Origin of the sequence: Paracoccus sp. NBH48 (genome assembly GCF_015390265.1) — a bacterium.
Lineage (GTDB): Bacteria > Pseudomonadota > Alphaproteobacteria > Rhodobacterales > Rhodobacteraceae > Paracoccus > Paracoccus marcusii.
In genome coordinates this window covers 16,445-36,565 of sequence record NZ_VUOJ01000009.1, presented here as the reverse complement: position 1 = coordinate 36,565, position 20,121 = coordinate 16,445, and the positions used below count along the sequence as shown (strand labels likewise).

Below are 20,121 nucleotides of genomic sequence, written 5' to 3'. Positions count from 1 at the left end.
GCCGTATCATGACCATGAATTCCCTCAAGGACCTGTATCTGGACCAGCTGCAGGACCTGTATTCCGCCTGCAAGCAGTCCATGCCCGTCGTGACCGAGATGGGTCGCGTCGCCAAGTCGCGCGAACTGGCCGAGGCGCTGATCGCCGGCAACGAAGGCATCGCCCGCGGCATGGAGCATCTGGCGACCCTGTGCAGCCAGCACGGCGTCGACCCCACCGGAGAGCACTGCAAGGGCATGGAAGGTCTGGTGACCGAGGCCCGCAAGCATGCGCTGCAGACCGATTTCGGTGATGACGACGTCCGCGACGCGGCCATCATCACCCAGTATCAGCGCCTGACCCATTACGCGATCGCGGGCTATGGCTGCGTGCGCAGCTTTGCCAACCGCCTGGATCTGGATGCCGATGGCGGCGTTCTGCAGGAATGCCTGGAGAGCACCCGCGACGGCGACAAGCACATGACCCGCATCGCCGAGGGCGGCGTCAACCAGAAGGCCGCCAACGGCTGATCCACCACGACCGCCCGGAGGACATCCCCGGGCGGTCGTCTTTTTCAGATCGTGCCTGCGGCCATTTCCTTGGCGATATGGTCGGCCTGACGGATCGCCAGCGCGACGATGGTCAGGGTCGGGTTTTCCGCCGCGCCCGTCGTGAACTGGCTGCCATCGGACACGAACAGGTTCGCGATGTCGTGCGTCTGTCCCCATTTGTTGACCACACCGTCCTCTGGCCGCTCCGACATGCGGTTGGTCCCAAGGTTGTGCGTGGACGGATAGGGAGGCGTCGGCAGGGTCCGCGTGGCCCCCATCGCCCGGTACATCGCCTGCCCCCGCTCATAGGCGTGATTGCGCATCGCCACATCGTTGGGATGGTCGCTGAAGTTCACGTTGGCGACCTTCAGGCCGAACTTGTCGACCGTGTCCGACAGGGTGACGCGGTTCGTCTCCTGCGGCATGTCCTCTCCGACGATCCACAGCCCGGCCATGTATTCGTACTGGTCCAAGGCGGTCGTGAACTCGCGCCCCCACCGGCCGGGGTCCAGGAAGGCGGCCATGAAGGGCAAGCCCAAGGACAGGGTCTCCAGCTCGTATCCGCCGACGAAGCCGCGGGAGGGATCGTGGCGCGCCTCGTCCTGCATGATGCCGGCCATGGTCGTACCCCGCCACATGCGCACGGGTTTTTCGAAGATGCCATAGACCGACCCGGTCGTGTGGCGCATGTAGTTGCGTCCCACCTGACCGCTGCTGTTGGCCAGACCGTCGGGGAACATCTCGCTGGCGGAATTCAGCAGCAGCCGCGGGCTTTCAAAGCTGTTGCCCGCCACCGCCACGATGCGCGCGGCCTGAAACTGCAGGGCGCCGTCCTTGTCGAAATACTCGACCCCGGTCACGCGGCCCTGGTCGTTGTGCAGGATGCGGGCCACATGGGCGTGGTCGCGGACCTCAAGGTTGCCGGTCGCCTCGCCCTTGGGGATGTCGGTATAGGCGGCCGACCACTTGGCGCCCCATTTGCAGCCCTGGAAACAGAACCCCGTCTGCTGGCAGGCCGGCCGTTCGTCATTGTCGATGCTGTTGATCGCCATGCGCCCGGTCGAGACCTCGGTATAGCCGATGGCCTTGGCCCCCGCCTCGAACACCTTGTAGTTGTTGCTGCCCGGCAGGCCCGGAAAGTCGCCGGTCCGGGTCACGGCCAGCTTGGCCTCGGCCTTCTCGTACCAGGGCGCCATCTCGGCCGCGTCGATGGGCCAGTCCAGCAGGTTCGCCCCCTCGACCGCGCCATAGGTGGTCAGGGCCTTCCATTCATGTTCCTGGAACCGGATCGAGGCGCCCGCCCAATGAGTCGTGGTGCCGCCGACCGCCTTGACGATCCAGGCGGGCAAGCCGCTGAAATCCTTGGCCACGCGCCAGTCTCCGCTGGTCGTGCGCGGGTCGGTCCAGGCCAGCTGGCCAAAGCTCTCCCATTCGTCGTTGATGTAGTCCTCGGGCAGATAGCGCCCGCCCGCCTCCAGCGCCACGACCTTGACGCCCTTCTGCGCCAGTTCGTTGGCCAGCACGCCGCCGCCCGCGCCGGTGCCGATGATGACGACCACGCTGTCGTCGGTCAGTTCGAATTTCGCTGCCGTAGCCATGATCCGCCCCCTTACAGCCAGTCGATGTCGTCAAAGCCACGATAGATGTAGCCGCCCTGGGAGAAGCTCTCTCCCTCATAGCCGAAGATCGGCCAGACCTCTTTCTGGTTGTAGAGACCGGTCACCAGCCCGCCCCGGACGGTCTGGAAGAACGCGCTGTCCTCCATCCCGCGCAGGATCGCCACGCGGTCCTGCTCCCACCCGATCGAGACATAGTCGTCATGCCCGGCCGCCTGCGCGGCGGCGTCCAGCGCGGCGATGCCCTCGGCCACCATGGGCTGGTTCTCGGCGGTGTCGTATCCCTTGATCGCGATCGCATAGAAGCGGTCGCCCACGCGGTCATGCGGATAGATGTCGCGGGCCATCTGCAGCAGCGTGGCCATCTCGTGCTCGCTGATCGCGGTCACCTCGACGGCCCAGGCCGCGTCGGGGGCCGCGATGAAGCCTGCGCCGGCCACTGCCAGCGCGCCCGCCGCGACGGCCCGCGACAGCAGCGCCCGACGGGTCAGGCCCTTGGTCGTTGGTTCAGACATGGGTTCCTCCTCCCTTGATGTGGTCCCGCGCCCCCTCCCAAGGGCGCGGCAGGCTGATCAGCTGTAGCGGCCGCCCCGCTGCAGGACCTCGATCTCGTATCCGTCCGGGTCCTTGATAAAGAAGAAGCGGGCGATCACCTCGCCGCCCGGCGCGAAATCGACCAGCTTGCGAGGGGCAAAGCCGATCTCCTCCAACCGGGCGTGGGTCGCGTCGACATCGTCGACCGAAAAGGCCACGTGCCCATAGCCGTCGCCCAGGTCATAGGGCTCGGTGCGGCCCTTGTTGACGGTCAGCTCCAGCTCGGTCCCGCTTTCGCCATTGGACAGGTAGATCAGCGTGAATTTTTCGAAATCCAGCCGCTCGGCCACCTTCAGTCCAAAGCAGCGGTCATAGAAATCGACCGAGGCCGCCTCGTCCAGAACGCGGATCATCGAGTGGATGTACTTGGCCATCTGGCCCTCCCTGCACGTGTCTTGCCTGATCGAGGCTAGGGGCTTGGGGACGGGCCGGGTAGTATCGGATTACTACAGCGAAAATATTCGCGTCACTCTGCGGCGATCGCCGGGGCGACGTCGTCCTCGCCCAGATAGATCGTACAGGCGCAGCGCAGCAGCGAGGTGAAGTTCCGCGCCTCTCCGTGCAGCTCCAGCACTTCGGCGTGCAGCTTGGAGATGAAGGCGGGCGTCGTCACGCCTTCGCGGGCGGCGATGCGGTCCAAGATGCACCAGAATGCACGCTCCAGCCGGATCGAAGTCGACTGGCCGTTCAGGCGCAAACGGCGGGTGACGGTCTCATAGCGGTCCGGGTGCTGCCCGGCAAAGATCTGGCACATCAGCTTGATCTTGTCCTGTTCCTGACCTGCAGTCTCGCGCGCGGCCCCGCTTCGGTCAACGCGACTTTTTGGTCATGTCATCCATATTGGCACCCTCGCCAGCCGCAAACGACAAAGGCCACCCCGAAGGGTGGCCCTGTCCGCCGCGATATCCCCGAGAGGATCATCCGGCAGCATCAGCATTCCCTGGCCCGTTCGGGCCCTGGATCACTTGATGATCTTGGAGACGACGCCTGCGCCGACGGTACGGCCGCCTTCGCGGATGGCGAAGCGCAGCTTCTCTTCCATCGCGATCGGGGCGATCAGCTCGACCTCGAACTTCAGGTTGTCGCCGGGCATCACCATCTCGGTGCCCTCGGGCAGCTTGACGGTGCCGGTGACGTCCGTGGTCCGGAAGTAGAACTGCGGGCGGTAGTTCGCGAAGAACGGCGTGTGGCGGCCGCCTTCTTCCTTGGTCAGGATGTAGGCCTCGGCCTCGAACTGGGTGTGCGGGGTGACCGACTTCGGCTTGACCAGGACCTGGCCGCGCTCGACGCCGTCACGGTCGATGCCGCGCAGCAGGACGCCCACGTTGTCGCCGGCCTCACCGCGGTCCAGCAGCTTGCGGAACATCTCGACGCCCGTGCAGGTGGTCTTCTTGGTGTCGCGGATGCCCACGATCTCCAGTTCGTCGCCCACGTTGACCGCGCCGCGCTCGATGCGGCCGGTGACCACGGTGCCGCGGCCCGAGATCGAGAACACGTCCTCGATCGGCAGCAGGAACGGCTGGTCGATCGCACGCTCGGGGGTCGGGATGTACTCGTCGACGGCGGCGATCAGCGCGCGGATCGAATCCTCGCCGATGGCGTTGTCGCGGCCTTCCATGGCTGCCAGCGCCGAACCCTTGATGATCGGGATGTCGTCGCCCGGATAGTCGTACGAGCTCAGCAGCTCGCGGACTTCCATCTCGACCAGTTCCAGCAGTTCCTCGTCATCCACCTGGTCGACCTTGTTCAGGTAGACGACCATGTAGGGGATGCCCACCTGGCGACCCAGCAGGATGTGCTCGCGCGTCTGCGGCATCGGGCCGTCGGCGGCGTTCACGACCAGGATCGCGCCGTCCATCTGGGCGGCACCGGTGATCATGTTCTTGACGTAGTCGGCGTGGCCCGGGCAGTCGACATGCGCATAGTGGCGCGTCTCGGATTCGTATTCCACGTGCGCGGTCGAGATCGTGATCCCGCGGGCCTTCTCTTCGGGCGCGCCGTCGATCTGGTCATAGGCGCGGAATTCGCCGAAGTACTTCGTGATGGCCGCCGTCAGCGTCGTCTTGCCGTGGTCAACGTGGCCGATCGTGCCGATGTTGACGTGCGGTTTGTTCCGTTCAAACTTTGCCTTTGCCATGGAATGGCTCCTTGTTCTTCAATGCTTGTAAAGTGGCGGGGCGTGACGCCCCGCCGCAAGATCAGGCGTATTTCTTCTGGATCTCGTCCGAGATGTTCTGCGGAACGGCCTCGTAGTGGTCGAACTGCATCGAGAACACAGCACGGCCGGACGACATCGAACGCAGGTTGTTGATGTAGCCGAACATGTTGGCCAGCGGCACGAAGGCGTCGATGACGTTCGCGTTGCCGCGGCTGTCCTGCCCCCGGACCATGCCACGACGGCTGGTCAGGTCGCCGATGATCGAACCGGTATACTCTTCCGGCGTGACGACCTCGACCTTCATGATCGGCTCCAGCAGCTTGGCGCCGGCCTTGCGCAGGCCTTCGCGCATCGCGGCACGGGCCGCGATCTCGAACGCCAGAACCGAGGAGTCGACGTCGTGGAACGCACCGTCCGTCAGCGCGACCTTGAAGTCGATGACCGGGAAGCCTGCCAGCGGACCCGAGTCCATGACGGACTTGATGCCCTTCTCGACGCCGGGGATGTATTCCTTCGGCACCGCACCGCCCACGATCTTCGATTCGAACGAATAGCCTTCGCCCGGCTCGGTCGGGGTGATGGTCAGCTTGATGCGGGCGAACTGGCCCGTACCACCGGTCTGCTTCTTGTGCGTGTAGTCGATGTCTGCCGACTGCGAGATGGTCTCGCGATAGGCCACCTGCGGCGCACCGATGTTCGCCTCGACCTTGAACTCGCGCTTCATGCGGTCGACCAGGATGTCGAGGTGAAGTTCGCCCATGCCCTTCATGATCGTCTGGCCCGATTCAAGATCGGTTTCCACACGGAAGGACGGGTCTTCCGCCGACAGGCGCTGAAGGGCCAGGCCCATCTTCTCCTGGTCGGCCTTCGACTTGGGCTCGACGGCGATCTCGATCACCGGCTCGGGGAAGGTCATGGTCTCGAGGACCACCGGCTTGGCCGGATCGCACAGGGTGTCGCCCGTGGTGGTGTCCTTCAGACCGGCCAGCGCGATGATGTCGCCTGCAAAGGCCTCCTCGATCTCCTCGCGGTTGATCGAGTGCATCATCATCATGCGGCCGACGCGCTCGCGCTTGCCCTTGGTGGCGTTCAGCAGCTGATCGCCCTTCTTCATCACGCCCGAATAGATGCGCGTGAAGGTCAGCGAGCCGACGAACGGGTCGTTCATGATCTTGAACGCCAGGCCCGAGAAGGGCATCGCATCGTCCGCACGGCGTTCGATGTTGCGCGTCTCGGTCTCGTCGCCCGGGGTGAAGCCCATGTAGGCCGGCACGTCCAGCGGGTTCGGCAGGAAGTCGATGACCGCGTTCAGCAGGGGCTGCACGCCCTTGTTCTTGAACGCCGAACCTGCGGTGACGGGGAAGAACGACAGCGACAGCGTGCCCTTGCGGATCAGCGCGCGCAGCGTCTCCTCGTCGGGCTCGTTGCCCTCCAGGTAGGCTTCCATGGCGGCGTCGTCCATCTCGACGGCCAGCTCGATCATGTTCGAGCGCCACTCGTCGGCCAGGTCCTTCAGCTCGTCACGGATGGGCTTGCGGACCCAGGACGCGCCCAGATCTTCGCCTTCCCACACCCACTCTTCCATCTTGATCAGGTCGACGATGCCTTCCAGCTTGTCCTCGGCGCCGATCGGCAGGGCGATCGGGCAAGGGATGCCGCCGGTGCGGTCCTTGATCATGCGGACGCAGTTGAAGAAGTCCGCGCCGATCTTGTCCATCTTGTTGACGAACACGATCCGCGGAACCTTGTAGCGGTCGGCCTGACGCCAGACGGTCTCGGTCTGCGGCTCGACGCCGGCGTTGGCGTCTAGCAGACAGATCGCGCCGTCCAGAACCGCCAGCGAACGCTCGACCTCGATGGTGAAGTCCACGTGGCCGGGGGTGTCGATGATGTTGAAGCGGTACTTCGTGTCCGAAGTCCCCTCGGTGGTGGGGTCTTCCTGACGCTGCCAGAACGTGGTGGTCGCGGCAGACGTGATCGTGATGCCGCGCTCCTGCTCTTGCTCCATCCAGTCCATGGTCGCAGCGCCGTCATGCACTTCGCCGATCTTGTGCGACTTGCCGGTGTAGTAAAGGATGCGCTCGGTCGTCGTCGTCTTGCCGGCATCGATGTGGGCCATGATGCCGAAGTTGCGATAACGCGGAAGCTGATATTCGCGTGCCATGAAGTGGATCCTTTCGCCTTACCAGCGGTAGTGGCTGAACGCCTTGTTGGCGTCGGCCATCTTGTGCGTGTCTTCGCGCTTCTTGACGGCGGTTCCGCGGCCGTTGACGGCATCGGACAGCTCGCCCGCAAGGCGCTCTTCCATCGTGTTCTCGTTGCGCTTGGCCGCGGCCGTGATCAGCCAGCGGATGGCCAGCGCCTCGCGGCGGATCGGACGGACTTCGACCGGGACCTGGTACGTTGCACCACCGACGCGGCGCGAACGCACCTCAACGGATGGCTTCACGTTTTCCAGCGCCTCGTGGAAGACCTCGATGGGCTCGCGCTTGAGGCGGGTCTCGACGCGCTCCAGCGCGTTGTAGACGATCCGCTCGGCAATCGACTTCTTGCCGTCAACCATCAGGTTGTTCATGAATTTGGTCAGCACGCGATCGCCATACTTGGCGTCGGGCAGGACATCGCGCTTCTCAGCGGCGTGACGACGTGACATGGATGCCTCTCCTTACTTCGGACGCTTCGCGCCGTATTTCGAACGACGCTGACGACGGTCTTTGACGCCCTGGGTATCCAGCACACCGCGCAGGATGTGGTAACGGACACCCGGAAGGTCCTTGACGCGGCCGCCGCGGATCAGCACGACGCTATGTTCCTGCAGGTTGTGCTTTTCGCCCGGGATGTAGGAGATGACCTCGAAGCCATTCGTCAGGCGGACCTTGGCCACCTTACGCATAGCGGAGTTCGGTTTCTTCGGCGTCGTGGTGTAGACGCGCGTGCAGACACCGCGTTTCTGCGGGCAGCCCTGAAGGTGCATGGATTTAGACCGCTGCACTCTCGGCTGCCGCGGCTTGCGGATCAGCTGTTGGATCGTCGGCATTCGGTTCCCCGTCTTGCTCTGTCAATACTCGCAACCCACCGGTTGCGCCGCTTCTCGACGGCATCCTGCGCGAATCGCAAAATGCCAAGCCCGTCCCGCCCATAAAGGGCTGACGGGCATAATTCCAGAGGATCGAGGCTGTTCTGCCCGGACCCTGACCTCACAGGTTCTGGCACCCGATGCGGTTTCCCGCCGGGTCGCGTGGTCATAGGGGGAATCCCCGCCCCTGTCAACAAGCCCCCATGGCCCCCGCGGCCTAGCCCAGGCTGCGCGCCAGCGCGGCCAGATCCGCCCGGCGCAGGCCGAAACGGCTGCGCAGCAGCCTGTTCATCGTGCCTTCCTCGGGCTGCCAGGGCAGCCCCGGCCCCATGTCGCCGGAATCGCTGTCGGCATGAATCGAGCGGATGAACATCAGGGGTCGCGTCACCTGAACCCCCGGCATCCACTGCGCCAGCTTGGTGTGGTTGAAATGCAGCGCTGTCCGCGGCGCGTCGGGCGCCAGGAAGATGGTCAGCGCCACCCCCATGTTGTGACAGATCCGCGGGGTGATCTTCAGCTGACCGTCGCGCGCCGCGATGATCAGGCCGCGGCCATAGTCTAGCGACAGCTTGCCCTCGACCTGCCACAGCGGGCTGACGCGCGCGAAATCGGCGCGCGCATGGGCGATGTAATCGACCGCCACCGCGTCGTCGTCGTCATGGCGGAAATGACCGATCACCTGCGCATCCGGATCCAGATGCGGCGCCACCGCCGCGTGACAGGCCTCCAGGTGATAGTCCATCGCTGGCACCAGCGACAGGCGCAGCTGCGGCACCCGGTCGCACAGGTCGCGCAGCTGGCCCAGCCAGGGTTCGGGCAGGTCCGGCCCGGTCATGATCACCAGCGTGAAGTCTGGATCGGTCTGCGCCAGCCAACCCGGCAGGGCCACGGTCTGGAACCACAGCCAGCGCCGGGCCAGCCGGTCGGGATCGTACAGATAGGCACGGCGCGCCGCGATGCTGTCATGTTCGACCTGATAGCCGCGCAGTCCCAGATAGGAAAAGCGGCACAGTCCCAGCATCTGCACCCGCATCAGCGCCGCCGTCCCAGTTGAGCCTCGCGCCAGATGGTATAGATGCCCGCCCCCACGACAAGGGCCGATCCGACCCAGGTCCAGAGGTCCGGCCAGTCGCCGAAGATCACCAGTCCCAGAAAGATGGCCATCAGCAGCGAGGTATAGCGGAAGGGCGACACGGCCGCGATCTCTCCGACGCGCATGGCGGCCACGGCGCACAGGTAACCGACGGTCAGGAAGGCGCTGCCCAATGCCAGCAGGGCAAGGTGCCACAGCTGCGGCATCACCCAGCCCTGACCCAGGCTGAGGACGAACCCGGTCAGCGTGACCAGCACCGCGCCATAGAACGCGATGGTGTTCGAACTGACATCGCGCCCGAACTGGCGCGTCGACAGGTCGCGCACCGCGACCAGCAGCATCGCCCCAAGCGCGACCAGCGACCAGATGCCGAACGTGCCGCTGCCTGGACGCAGGATGATCAGCACACCCAGCATGCCCACCCCCACCGCCAGGATGCGCCGCCAGCCCAGGGTCTCCTTGAAGAACAGCGCCGCCCCTAGCATCACCACCAGCGGCAGCGACTGCATCACCGCCGTCAGGTCGCCGATGGCCATGCGCTGCAGCGCGTTCAGGAACAGCAGGGTCGAGCCGATCTCTCCGACCAGCCGCAGGACCATCGGCGCGCGGGCTAGGGCCGGAATGCGCAGGCGCAGGCCCCCCGCACGCTGCGCGAGGATCATCAGGGCCAGTAGCACGAACACCCCCCGCAGCGTGATCGCCTGGTACAGCGGAATGTCCTGGACCACGAACTTGATGATCGCGTCGTTGCAGGTGAACCCCATCATCGACAGCGTCATCAGCCCTGCCCCGCGCAGGTTGTCGCCCGGTTGCAGCGGTTCTGGCCGGATCGAGGCGGGCCGCGTGCGGCGCAGCGGGGACATCAGGGGCGTGGACATGGCGGCTTTCCGGAACAGGATGGCAGGGGGCTTGCGGCGACGGGTCAGGCCGCCGGAGGATCCCCGCTGTCGGCATCCTGCGCGGGGTGCCGCGACTGCCCTGCCCGTGCGGAACGTGGTGCGGGCACGGATGTCGGCTGCGCCCTGGACCGGTCGATCGACGCTCGCGCATTGGCACTGCCGACAGTGACAGGATGCTGACGCGACAGGCCCCGATCGGCCTGATCGCCATCGCCGCAATCGGTATCACGCACGAAAGGTTTGACCATGCAGGCGGTTTGACGACGCTGGCACGTCCGCATCGTAAGGGGTTCGGAATGGCGACCCATGCGGGCCCGGACGTCTCCTGCCACGATCTGCAACCCGCCCTGCACCGGCAGGGGGAAACGGCACAGACCCAGGGCTTGCATGCGCATCACGGTTCCTTGAACGGCAGATGCAGTATGTGCAGCACGCAAGGGCGGTCAACCCAAAAGACAAAGGCCCGGCACTGGGTGCCGGGCCTTTGCATCATCAGTCAGGCGTCGCGATCAATCGTCGCTGCCGTCCTGCGGCAGATCCACCGGATCGACCGCCGGGGTGGCAAAGGACGGCTCGGGCGCGGCCAGGGCTGCAGCGGCCTCGGCCTCGGCGCGGCGTGCCTCGATCACCTCGGCGTCGCGTTCGGTAGCGATGCGGCGAACGCGCGTGGTCGCACCACCGGTGCCCGCCGGGATCAGGCGGCCCACGATGACGTTCTCCTTGAGACCGACCAGCTTGTCGCGCTTGCCTTGGACGGCAGCCTCGGTCAGCACGCGGGTCGTCTCCTGGAAGGAGGCGGCCGAGATGAAGCTGCGGGTCTGCAGGCTGGCCTTGGTGATGCCCAGCAGGACAGGCTCGCCCGTGGCGGGACGTCCGCCGCGTGCCTCGATCTTGGCGTTCTCCTCGACGAACTCGTCACGCTCGACGTTCTCGCCCTTCAGCAGCGTGGTGTCGCCGCCGTCCAGGATCTCGATCTTCTGCAGCATCTGGCGAACGATCACCTCGATATGCTTGTCGTTGATCTTCACGCCCTGCAGTCGATAGACGTCCTGCACCTCGTCGATGAGATAGTCGGCCAGGGCCTCGATCCCCATGATGCGCAGGATGTCATGCGGCGCAGGATTGCCGTCCATGATGTAGTCACCCTTCTGCACGAAGTCGCCTTCCTGCACCGGGATGTGCTTGCCTTTCGGCACCATGTACTCGACGGGGGTCAGACCCTCCTCGGACGGCTCCAGCGTAATGCGGCGTTTGTTCTTGTAGTCCTTGCCGAAGCGGACATAGCCGTCGATCTCGGCGATGATCGCGTGATCCTTGGGACGACGCGCCTCGAACAGTTCCGCCACGCGCGGCAGACCACCGGTGATGTCCTTGGTCCGCGCGCCTTCGCGCGGGATGCGGGCCACCACGTCGCCGGGCTTGATCTCCTGGCCGTCCTCGATCGACAGCACGGCATCCACCGACATCGGATAGCTGACCGGGTTGCCCTGGTCGTTGCGCACTGGTTCGCCGTTGGCGTCCATGATGATGATCTCGGGCTTGAGGTCGTTGCCCTTGGGCGCCGACCGCCAGTCGGTCACGATCTTCTGGGTCATGCCCGTCGCATCGTCGGTCTCGTCGCGGACCGAGATCCCCGACAGCAGGTCGACGAACTTGGCGATGCCGCCCTTCTCCGCGATGATCGGCAGGGTATAGGGGTCCCATTCGAACAGCTTCGCGCCGCGGATGACCCGCTCGCCTTCCTTCACGAACAGCTTGGAGCCGTAGAACAGTTTGTGGCTGGCGCGCTCCTGCCCCTGGTCGTCCATGACCAGGATCTGCATGTTGCGCGACATCACGACCTGTTCGCCATTGGCGTTTTCCAGGATGCTCTCGTTGCGGAAGGCGATCGTGCCTTCGTGCGAGGCGGCCTGGAACGACTGCTGGCCACCCTGCGCGATGCCGCCGATGTGGAAGGTCCGCATCGTCAGCTGGGTGCCCGGTTCGCCGATCGACTGCGCGGCGATGATGCCGACAGCCTCGCCGATGTTGACCAGCGTGCCGCGGGCCAGATCGCGGCCATAGCACAGCGCGCAGATCCCGTCCTCGGATTCGCAGGTCAGCGCCGAACGAATGCGCACGGACTGCACGCCCGCCGCCTCGATGGCGTCGGCCTTGCGTTCGTCGATCACCTCGTTGGCGCGGACGATGATCTCGTCCTCGCCCGGCACCAGCACGTCCTCGGCCGCAGTCCGGCCCAGCACGCGCTCGGCCAGCGGGCTGATGACCTCGCCGTCGTTCACGGCGGCGGATGCGGTGATCGCGCGCTCGGTTCCGCAGTCATGCTCGCGGATGATGCAGTCCTGGGCGACGTCGACCAGACGACGCGTCAGATAGCCCGAGTTCGCGGTCTTCAACGCGGTATCCGACAGACCCTTCCGGGCGCCGTGGGTCGAGTTGAAGTATTCAAGAACGGTCAGACCTTCCTTGAAATTCGAGATGATCGGCGTCTCGATGATCTCGCCCGACGGCTTGGCCATCAGGCCCCGCATGCCGCCCAGCTGCTTCATCTGGTTGACCGAGCCCCGCGCACCGGAATGCGCCATCATATAGACCGAGTTCGGCTCCATCTCGGCGCCGTTCTCGTCGCGCTTGTTGGCCGAGATGGTGGACATCATGGCCTCGGTCACGCGGTCGTTGCACTTCGACCAGGCGTCCACGACCTTGTTGTACTTCTCGCCCTGGGTGATCAGGCCGTCCAGATACTGCTGTTCGAACTCCTTCACCTGCTCCTGGACCTCGCCGACGATGGTCCACTTGGTGTCGGGCACGACCATGTCGTCCTTGCCGAAGCTGATGCCGGCACGGAAGGCCTCGCGGAAGCCCAGACCCATGATCTGGTCGCAGAAGATCACCGATTCCTTCTGGCCGCAGTAGCGGTAGACGGTGTCGATGACGACCTGCACGTCCTTCTTGCGCAGCAGGCGGTTGACCAGCTCGAACGGCGCCTTGGCGTTCAGGGGCAGCAGACCGCCAAGCCGCAGGCGGCCCGGGGTGGTCTCGAAACGCTTCCAGACCTCGTTGCCGTTCTGGTCGATCTGCTTCAGGCGCGCCTGGATCTTGGCGTGCAGATGCACCTCGCCGGCGGCCAGGGCATGCTCGACCTCGTCGATATTGGCGAAGGCCATGCCCTCGCCCTTCATGCCGTCACGCTGCATCGAGACGTAGTACAGGCCCAGGATCATGTCCTGCGACGGCACGATGATCGGCGCGCCGTTGGCGGGCGACAGCACGTTGTTCGTCGACATCATCAGGACGCGCGCTTCCAGCTGCGCCTCCAGCGACAGGGGCACGTGCACGGCCATCTGGTCGCCGTCGAAGTCGGCGTTGAAGGCCGAACAGACCAGCGGGTGCAGCTGGATCGCCTTGCCCTCGATCAGGATCGGCTCGAACGCCTGGATGCCGAGACGGTGCAGCGTGGGCGCACGGTTCAGCAGGACCGGGTGCTCGCGGATGACCTCGTCCAGGATGTCCCAGACCTCGGGGCGCTCCTTCTCGACCAGCTTCTTGGCCTGCTTGACGGTGCTGGACAGACCCTTCGCCTCAAGCCGCGAATAGATGAACGGCTTGAACAGCTCGAGCGCCATCTTTTTGGGCAGGCCGCACTGATGCAGCTTCAGCTCGGGGCCGGTCACGATGACCGAACGACCCGAGAAGTCGACGCGCTTGCCCAGAAGGTTCTGGCGGAAGCGGCCCTGCTTGCCCTTTAGCATGTCGGACAGCGACTTCAGCGGGCGACGGTTGTTGCCCGTGATGACGCGGCCGCGACGGCCGTTGTCGAACAGCGCATCGACCGATTCCTGCAGCATGCGCTTTTCGTTGCGCACGATGATGTCAGGCGCACGCAGTTCGATCAGCCGCTTGAGGCGGTTGTTGCGGTTGATGACGCGGCGATACAGGTCGTTCAGGTCCGACGTCGCGAACCGGCCGCCGTCCAGCGGGACCAGCGGGCGCAGTTCCGGCGGAATGACCGGGATCACGGTCAGGACCATCCATTCCGGACGGTTGCCCGATTCCAGGAAGCTCTCGACGATCTTCAGGCGCTTGATGATCTTCTTGGGCTTCAGCTCGCCGGTGGCGGCCTTCAGGTCCTCGCGCAGCTGGTCGGCGGTCGCCGCCAGATCGATGTTCGACAGCATCGCGCGGATGGCCTCGGCCCCGATGTCCGCCTGGAAGGCGTCGGCGCCGAAGTTGTCCTGCGCGTCCAGGAACTCCTCCTCGGACAGCAGCTGGCCATAGGTCAGGTCGGTCAGACCCGGCTCGATGACGACATAGTTTTCGAAGTACAGAATGCGCTCCAGATCGCGCAGCGTCATGTCCAGCATCAGGCCGATGCGCGACGGCAGCGACTTCAGGAACCAGATATGCGCGACCGGCGCGGCGAGTTCGATATGGCCCATCCGCTCGCGGCGGACCTTCTGCAGGGTCACCTCGACGCCGCATTTCTCGCAGACCAGGCCGCGATACTTCATGCGCTTGTACTTGCCGCACAGGCACTCATAGTCCTTGATCGGACCAAAGATGCGCGCGCAGAACAGGCCGTCACGCTCGGGCTTGAACGTGCGGTAGTTGATGGTCTCGGGCTTCTTCACCTCGCCGAAGGACCAGGCCAGAATTTCTTCGGGCGAGGCCAGCGAGATCTTAATTTCATTGAACTGCCGCGGCGGGGCCAGCGGGTTCAGGGGGTTGGTGGCGAGTTCCTGGTTCATTCTCAATTCCTAATGAAGGGCACGGAGGAAGGGGTGGTGAGGGCGCGGGCCCTCACTCCTCCTCGTCCGCATCCAGGAGTTCCATGTTGAGGCCCAGACCCCGGACCTCCTTGACCAGCACGTTGAACGATTCCGGCACGCCCGCCTCGAAGTTGTCCTCGCCCTTGACGATGGACTCGTAGACCTTCGTGCGGCCGGCGACGTCGTCCGACTTGACCGTCAGCATTTCCTGCAGCGTGTAGGCCGCGCCATAGGCTTCCAGGGCCCAGACCTCCATCTCGCCAAGACGCTGGCCGCCGAACTGGGCCTTGCCGCCCAGGGGCTGCTGCGTGACCAGCGAGTACGGACCCGTGGAACGCGCGTGCATCTTGTCGTCGACCAGGTGGTGCAGCTTCAGGACGTACTTCATGCCCACGGTGACCTTGCGGGCGAACTGTTCGCCCGAACGGCCATCGAACACCACCGACTGGCCCGACGTGTCGAACCCGGCACGGGTCAGCGCGTCGTTGACGTCGGCCTCCTTGGCGCCGTCGAAGACCGGCGTCGCGATTGGCACGCCCGTGCGGACGGTGCCCGCATGCTCGCGCAGGGTCTCGTCGTCCAGGCCGTCGAACATCTCGGAATACAGCTCGTCGCCGTAACCGATGCGCATCGCCTCGCGGACCGGAGTCATGTCGCCGTTGCGGCGATACTCCTCCAGCGCCTCGTCGATCTTGAGGCCCAGGGCGCGGCTGGCCCAACCCATGTGGGTCTCCAGGATCTGACCCACGTTCATGCGCGACGGCACGCCCAGGGGGTTCAGAACCAGGTCGACGGGGGTGCCGTCCGCAAGGAACGGCATGTCCTCCATCGGAACGACCTTGGACACGACGCCCTTGTTGCCGTGACGACCGGCCATCTTGTCCCCCGCCTGAAGCTTGCGCTTCACGGCGACGAACACCTTGACCATCTTCATCACGCCCGGCGGCAGGTCGTCGCCCTGACGGACCTTCTCGACCTTGTCCTCGAAGCGCGCTTCCAGCAGCTTCTTCTGGGTGTCGTACTGACCGTTCAGCGCCTCGACATCCTTGGCGATGTCCTCTTCGCTGACGGCCAGCTGCCACCACTGGCCGCGGGACATGGTGCCCAGCAGCTCCTCGGTGATCTCGGTCCCCGACTTGATGCCTTTCGGCCCCTTCAGGGCGGTCTTGCCCAGGATCAGGGTCTTCAGACGCGCATAGATGTTGCGGTCCAGGATGCCCTGTTCGTCGTCGCGGTCGCGCGCCAGACGCTCGACTTCCTCACGCTCGATCTGGAGGGCGCGCTCGTCCTTGTCGACGCCGTGGCGGTTGAACACCCGGACCTCGACGATCGTGCCATAGGCACCCGGCGGCAGACGCAGCGAGGTGTCGCGGACGTCGGACGCCTTCTCACCGAAGATGGCGCGCAGCAGCTTTTCTTCCGGCGTCATCGGGCTTTCGCCCTTGGGGGTGATCTTGCCCACCAGGATGTCGCCCGGTCCGCATTCGGCGCCGATATAGACGATGCCGGCTTCATCCAGGTTGCGCAGGGCTTCTTCGCCCACGTTCGGGATGTCGCGGGTGATCTCCTCCGGCCCCAGCTTGGTGTCGCGGGCCGCAACCTCGTATTCATCGATATGGATCGAGGTGAACACGTCGTCGCGGTGGATCCGCTCGGAGATCAGGATCGAGTCCTCGTAGTTGTAGCCGTTCCACGGCATGAAGGCCACGACCACGTTCCGACCGATCGCCAGTTCGCCCTGGTCGGTCGAGGGACCGTCCGCGATGACCTGGTTGGCCACGACCTTCTCTCCGACCTTCACCAGCGGGCGCTGGTTGATGGTCGAGGACTGGTTCGAACGCTTGAACTTGCGCAGGCGATAGATGTCGACGCCCGCGTCGCCCGCGCCCATGTCCTCGGTCGCCCGGACCACGATGCGCTGCGCATCGACCTGGTCGATGATGCCGCCACGGCGCGCCATGATCGCGGCGCCCGAATCGCGCGCCACGGTGGCTTCCATGCCGGTGCCCACGAACGGCGCCTCGGCACGAAGCAGAGGCACGGCCTGACGCTGCATGTTCGAGCCCATCAGCGCGCGGTTGGCGTCGTCGTTCTCAAGGAACGGGATCAGCGCCGCGGCGACCGAAACCAGCTGCTTGGGCGACACGTCGATTAGATCGACCGCATCGACCGGGTTCAGCATGAAGTCGCCCGACTGGCGGGTCGAGATCAGCTCGTCGGTGAAGTTGCCATTCTCGTCCAGGGTCGCGTTGGCCTGCGCCACGGTGTGACGCATCTCCTCGGTCGCGGACATGTAGACGACGTCGTCGGTCACGTGACCGTCGACCACCTTGCGGTAGGGCGTCTCGATGAAGCCGTACTTGTTCACCCGTGCAAAGGTGGCAAGGCTGTTGATCAAGCCGATGTTCTGGCCTTCCGGCGTCTCGATCGGGCACATCCGGCCGTAATGGGTCGGGTGAACGTCGCGAACCTCGAAGCCTGCGCGTTCGCGCGTCAGACCGCCCGGCCCAAGGGCCGACAGGCGACGCTTGTGCGTCACTTCGGACAGCGGGTTCGTCTGGTCCATGAACTGCGACAGCTGGCTGGAGCCGAAGAATTCACGCACCGCCGCCGCTGCGGGTTTCGCGTTGATCAGGTCCTGCGGCATGACGGTGTCGATCTCGACGCCGGACATGCGCTCGCGGATGGCACGCTCCATGCGCAGCAGGCCGACTCGGTACTGGTTCTCCATCAGCTCGCCGACCGAACGCACCCGGCGGTTGCCCAGGTGGTCGATGTCGTCGATCTCGCCCTTGCCGTCGCGCAGTTCGACCAGGCCGCTGATGCAGGACACGATGTCCTCGTGGCGCAGCGTGCGCTGCGTGTCGGGGGCGTCCAGATCAAGGCGCATGTTCATCTTGACCCGGCCAACGGCGGACAGGTCGTAACGCTCGCTGTCGAAGAACAGCGAGTTGAACAGGTTCGACGCGGCCTCGACGGTGGGCGGCTCGCCCGGGCGCATGACGCGATAGATGTCCATCAGCGCGCCTTCGCGGCCCATGTTCTTGTCGGCCGCCATCGTGTTGCGGATGTAGGGACCCACGTTGACGTGGTCGATGTCCAGAACCGGCACGTCGGTGATGTCGTTGTCCAGCAGCACCTTCAGCAGGCCGCCGGTCATCTCGCCCTGCTTGTCGTATTCCGCGGTGATCTCGTCGCCGGCCTCGGCATAGATGAAGCCGGTCTGGTCGTTGACGATGTCCTTGGCGACGAAGCGGCCGACGATGCGCTCGAACGGGACGAACAGGTTCAGCTGCTCTTCGGATTCCAGCAGCTTCTTCACAAGGCGCGGGGTGACCTTCTCGCCGGCCTTCGTGATGACTTCGCCGGTATCGGCGTTCACCAGGTCATAGGCAGGACGGGTGCCGCGCACGCGCTCGGGGAAGAACCGCGTCACCCAGCCCTGCTCGCGCCCCTCGCGGCGCAGGGAGTAGGTCACGGTCTCGTAGAACGCGTCCATGATCGCTTCCTGATCCATGCCAAGGGCATAGAGCAGCGTCGTCACCGGCAGCTTGCGGCGGCGGTCGATGCGGGCGAACACCAGGTCCTTGGCGTCGAATTCGAAGTCCAGCCACGAGCCGCGATAGGGAATGATGCGGCAGGCGAACAGCAGTTTGCCCGAGGAATGGGTCTTGCCGCGGTCATGGTCGAAGAACACGCCCGGGCTGCGGTGCATCTGGCTGACGACCACGCGCTCGGTGCCGTTCACGATGAACGTGCCGTTCGTCGTCATCAGGGGCATGTCGCCCATGAAGACGTCCTGTTCCTTGATGTCCTTGACGGATTTCGCCCCGGTGTTCTCGTCGACATCGAACACGATCAGACGCAGGGTGACCTTCAGCGGCGCGGCATAGGTCATGTCGCGCTGCTGGCACTCGTCCACGTCGTATTTCGGCTTCTCCAGCTCGTACTTGACGAACTCCAGCGTGGCCGTCTCGTTGAAGTCCTTGATCGGGAACACCGACTGGAACACGCCCTGGATGCCGTCACCATCGTTATGACCGCTGCCCTCGCCCGAGTTCAGGAACAGGTCATAGGAGGATTTCTGAACCTCGATCAGGTTCGGCATCTCCAGAACTTCACGGATGTTGCCATAATAGCGGCGGATCCGCTTTTGGCCGACATAAGCTTGCGCCATGGGGTCTTGTCACCTTTCGTCTTCGCGCGCGTCCGGGTCGGGGCCCCCGGAACGCACCTACGAATGCAGGGGTGAGGTTCCATTCGTGCCACGCGTCCCACCGCGCGGCTCCCGAACCTCGAACATGCCCTGAAGGAATGTCCGCCAGCCGGACCGCCCTTCAAGACAGGTTCGGCAGGGACCGGGAAACCCCGGACCCTGCCTGTCTTCAACCGATCAAAGGATCGATTACTTCAGCTCGACCTTGGCGCCGGCTGCTTCCAGCTTCTTCTTCACTTCTTCGGCGTCGGCCTTGGAAGCGCCTTCTTTGACCTTGCCGCCAGCTTCGACCAGGTCCTTGGCTTCTTTCAGGCCCAGACCGGTGATGCCGCGAACTTCCTTGATCACGTTGATCTTGTTAGCGCCGGCTTCGACCAGGACGACGTCGAATTCGGTCTTCTCTTCGGCGGCTTCTGCCGAAGCAGCGGGGCCAGCCATCATGACGGCGCCACCGGCAGCCGGCTCGATGCCGTACTCATCCTTCAGGATGGTCTTCAGTTCCTGGGCTTCCAGCAGGGTCAGGCCCACGATTTCTTCGGCGAGTTTCTTCAGATCAGCCATTTTTCCGTTCTTTCCAGTTAATGTTCCAACGTCGGGTCTTCAACCACCAGTCGGGAATAGGTTGCTTACGCAGCCTCACGTTCCTCGAGGGTCGTGAGGATGCTCGCGATGTTCGAAGCAGGCGCGCCAATGGCACCGGCGATGTTCGAAGCGGGCGCACCGAGGCACGACACGATCTGAGCGATCAGCTCATCACGCGACGGCATCGAGGCGACGGCTTTCACACCGGCCGGATCCAGGGCCGAACCACCCATCGCACCGCCCAGGATCACGAAACGATCGTTATCCTTGGCGTACTTGTCGGCGATCCGCGCAGCAGCGGTCGGATCCTCCGAATAGGTGATCACGGTCATGCCCGTCAGGTAGTCGGCGATGCTTGCGCAAGGCTTTCCTTCCAGGGCGATCTTGGCGAGCTTGTTCTTGGCAACGCGAACCGAACCACCCGCTTCGCGCATGCGCGCGCGGAGGTCCTGCATATGTGCAACCGTCATCCCCTCGTAGTGGGCAACCACCACGACGCCAGAGCTTTCGAAGATCTGGCCGAGTTCCTCGACCAGCTGTTCTTTCTGTGCTCTATCCACGGTTTCACTCCAAGTTGGGGGTTTCCCC

General features: G+C 64.6%; 15 protein-coding genes. 1 reads left to right on the top strand and 14 read right to left on the bottom strand.

All coding sequences use genetic code 11. The features are described from left to right. The first annotated feature begins 8 nt into the window (after positions 1-8). Positions 9-509: a ferritin-like domain-containing protein gene (locus F1642_RS13375; protein WP_194886448.1), complete on the top strand. Its 501-nt coding sequence runs from the start codon at positions 9-11 to the stop codon at positions 507-509. Positions 510-553: 44 nt separating this feature from the next. Here the strand turns inward: F1642_RS13375 and F1642_RS13370 are convergent, their stop codons facing one another. From F1642_RS13370 to rplJ, 14 genes are all read right to left on the bottom strand, one after another. Further along, positions 554-2,128, bottom strand: coding sequence for a GMC family oxidoreductase (locus tag F1642_RS13370; protein WP_194886447.1), 1,575 nt, complete (start codon positions 2,126-2,128; stop codon positions 554-556). A gap of 11 nt (positions 2,129-2,139) precedes the next feature. Beyond that, complete coding sequence (locus F1642_RS13365; RefSeq protein WP_046001345.1) at positions 2,140-2,661, bottom strand: twin-arginine translocation pathway signal; 522 nt, start codon at positions 2,659-2,661, stop codon at positions 2,140-2,142. Between the two features lie 57 nt (positions 2,662-2,718). Then, positions 2,719-3,114, bottom strand: coding sequence for a VOC family protein (locus tag F1642_RS13360; protein ID WP_045983085.1), 396 nt, complete (start codon positions 3,112-3,114; stop codon positions 2,719-2,721). Positions 3,115-3,206: 92 nt separating this feature from the next. Then, positions 3,207-3,494, bottom strand: coding sequence for a ribbon-helix-helix domain-containing protein (locus F1642_RS13355; RefSeq protein WP_046001342.1), 288 nt, complete (start codon positions 3,492-3,494; stop codon positions 3,207-3,209). A 207-nt stretch (positions 3,495-3,701) separates the two neighbouring features. Further along, complete coding sequence (gene tuf / locus F1642_RS13350; protein ID WP_045983513.1) at positions 3,702-4,877, bottom strand: elongation factor Tu; 1,176 nt, start codon at positions 4,875-4,877, stop codon at positions 3,702-3,704. 61 nt (positions 4,878-4,938) lie between these two features. After that, complete coding sequence (fusA, locus tag F1642_RS13345) at positions 4,939-7,062, bottom strand: elongation factor G (RefSeq protein WP_045981370.1); 2,124 nt, start codon at positions 7,060-7,062, stop codon at positions 4,939-4,941. An 18-nt stretch (positions 7,063-7,080) separates the two neighbouring features. Beyond that, on the bottom strand, positions 7,081-7,551 hold the full coding sequence (gene rpsG / locus F1642_RS13340; protein WP_042252807.1) for a 30S ribosomal protein S7: 471 nt from the start codon (positions 7,549-7,551) through the stop codon (positions 7,081-7,083). A gap of 12 nt (positions 7,552-7,563) precedes the next feature. Then, positions 7,564-7,935, bottom strand: a complete 372-nt coding sequence (gene rpsL / locus F1642_RS13335; protein ID WP_042252808.1) for a 30S ribosomal protein S12 — start codon at positions 7,933-7,935, stop codon at positions 7,564-7,566. Between the two features lie 256 nt (positions 7,936-8,191). After that, positions 8,192-9,007 carry a glycosyltransferase gene (locus F1642_RS13330; RefSeq protein ID WP_194886446.1) on the bottom strand — a complete coding sequence of 272 codons (816 nt, stop codon included), beginning with the start codon at positions 9,005-9,007 and terminating at the stop codon, positions 8,192-8,194. Continuing rightward, on the bottom strand, positions 9,007-9,945 hold the full coding sequence (locus F1642_RS13325) for a DMT family transporter (protein WP_052715330.1): 939 nt from the start codon (positions 9,943-9,945) through the stop codon (positions 9,007-9,009). The genes F1642_RS13330 and F1642_RS13325 overlap by 1 nt, the downstream gene beginning before the upstream one ends. A gap of 530 nt (positions 9,946-10,475) precedes the next feature. After that, positions 10,476-14,714: a DNA-directed RNA polymerase subunit beta' gene (gene rpoC / locus F1642_RS13320; protein WP_255522449.1), complete on the bottom strand. Its 4,239-nt coding sequence runs from the start codon at positions 14,712-14,714 to the stop codon at positions 10,476-10,478. A gap of 52 nt (positions 14,715-14,766) precedes the next feature. Next, positions 14,767-18,912 carry a DNA-directed RNA polymerase subunit beta gene (gene rpoB, locus F1642_RS13315; RefSeq protein ID WP_046001340.1) on the bottom strand — a complete coding sequence of 1,382 codons (4,146 nt, stop codon included), beginning with the start codon at positions 18,910-18,912 and terminating at the stop codon, positions 14,767-14,769. Between the two features lie 228 nt (positions 18,913-19,140). Then, a complete protein-coding gene (gene rplL / locus F1642_RS13310; protein WP_042249114.1) occupies positions 19,141-19,512 on the bottom strand; it encodes a 50S ribosomal protein L7/L12 in 372 nt (123 codons plus the stop codon). A 65-nt stretch (positions 19,513-19,577) separates the two neighbouring features. Beyond that, on the bottom strand, positions 19,578-20,093 hold the full coding sequence (gene rplJ, locus F1642_RS13305; protein WP_045981375.1) for a 50S ribosomal protein L10: 516 nt from the start codon (positions 20,091-20,093) through the stop codon (positions 19,578-19,580). Positions 20,094-20,121 lie beyond the last annotated feature (28 nt).

Excerpts from the sequence above, each read along its gene's own strand:
- rpoC (WP_255522449.1), bottom strand. The coding sequence starts at position 14,714 with ATGAACCAGGAACTCGCCACCAACCCCCTGAACCCGCTGGCCCCGCCG.
- tuf (WP_045983513.1), bottom strand. The coding sequence starts at position 4,877 with ATGGCAAAGGCAAAGTTTGAACGGAACAAACCGCACGTCAACATCGGC.
- F1642_RS13355 (WP_046001342.1), bottom strand. The coding sequence starts at position 3,494 with ATGTGCCAGATCTTTGCCGGGCAGCACCCGGACCGCTATGAGACCGTC.
- rpsG (WP_042252807.1), bottom strand. The coding sequence starts at position 7,551 with ATGTCACGTCGTCACGCCGCTGAGAAGCGCGATGTCCTGCCCGACGCC.
- F1642_RS13360 (WP_045983085.1), bottom strand. The coding sequence starts at position 3,114 with ATGGCCAAGTACATCCACTCGATGATCCGCGTTCTGGACGAGGCGGCC.
- rpoB (WP_046001340.1), bottom strand. The coding sequence starts at position 18,912 with ATGGCGCAAGCTTATGTCGGCCAAAAGCGGATCCGCCGCTATTATGGC.
- F1642_RS13375 (WP_194886448.1), top strand. The coding sequence starts at position 9 with ATGACCATGAATTCCCTCAAGGACCTGTATCTGGACCAGCTGCAGGAC.
- rplL (WP_042249114.1), bottom strand. The coding sequence starts at position 19,512 with ATGGCTGATCTGAAGAAACTCGCCGAAGAAATCGTGGGCCTGACCCTG.
- F1642_RS13330 (WP_194886446.1), bottom strand. The coding sequence starts at position 9,007 with ATGCGGGTGCAGATGCTGGGACTGTGCCGCTTTTCCTATCTGGGACTG.
- F1642_RS13365 (WP_046001345.1), bottom strand. The coding sequence starts at position 2,661 with ATGTCTGAACCAACGACCAAGGGCCTGACCCGTCGGGCGCTGCTGTCG.
- F1642_RS13370 (WP_194886447.1), bottom strand. The coding sequence starts at position 2,128 with ATGGCTACGGCAGCGAAATTCGAACTGACCGACGACAGCGTGGTCGTC.
- fusA (WP_045981370.1), bottom strand. The coding sequence starts at position 7,062 with ATGGCACGCGAATATCAGCTTCCGCGTTATCGCAACTTCGGCATCATG.
- rpsL (WP_042252808.1), bottom strand. The coding sequence starts at position 7,935 with ATGCCGACGATCCAACAGCTGATCCGCAAGCCGCGGCAGCCGAGAGTG.
- F1642_RS13325 (WP_052715330.1), bottom strand. The coding sequence starts at position 9,945 with ATGTCCACGCCCCTGATGTCCCCGCTGCGCCGCACGCGGCCCGCCTCG.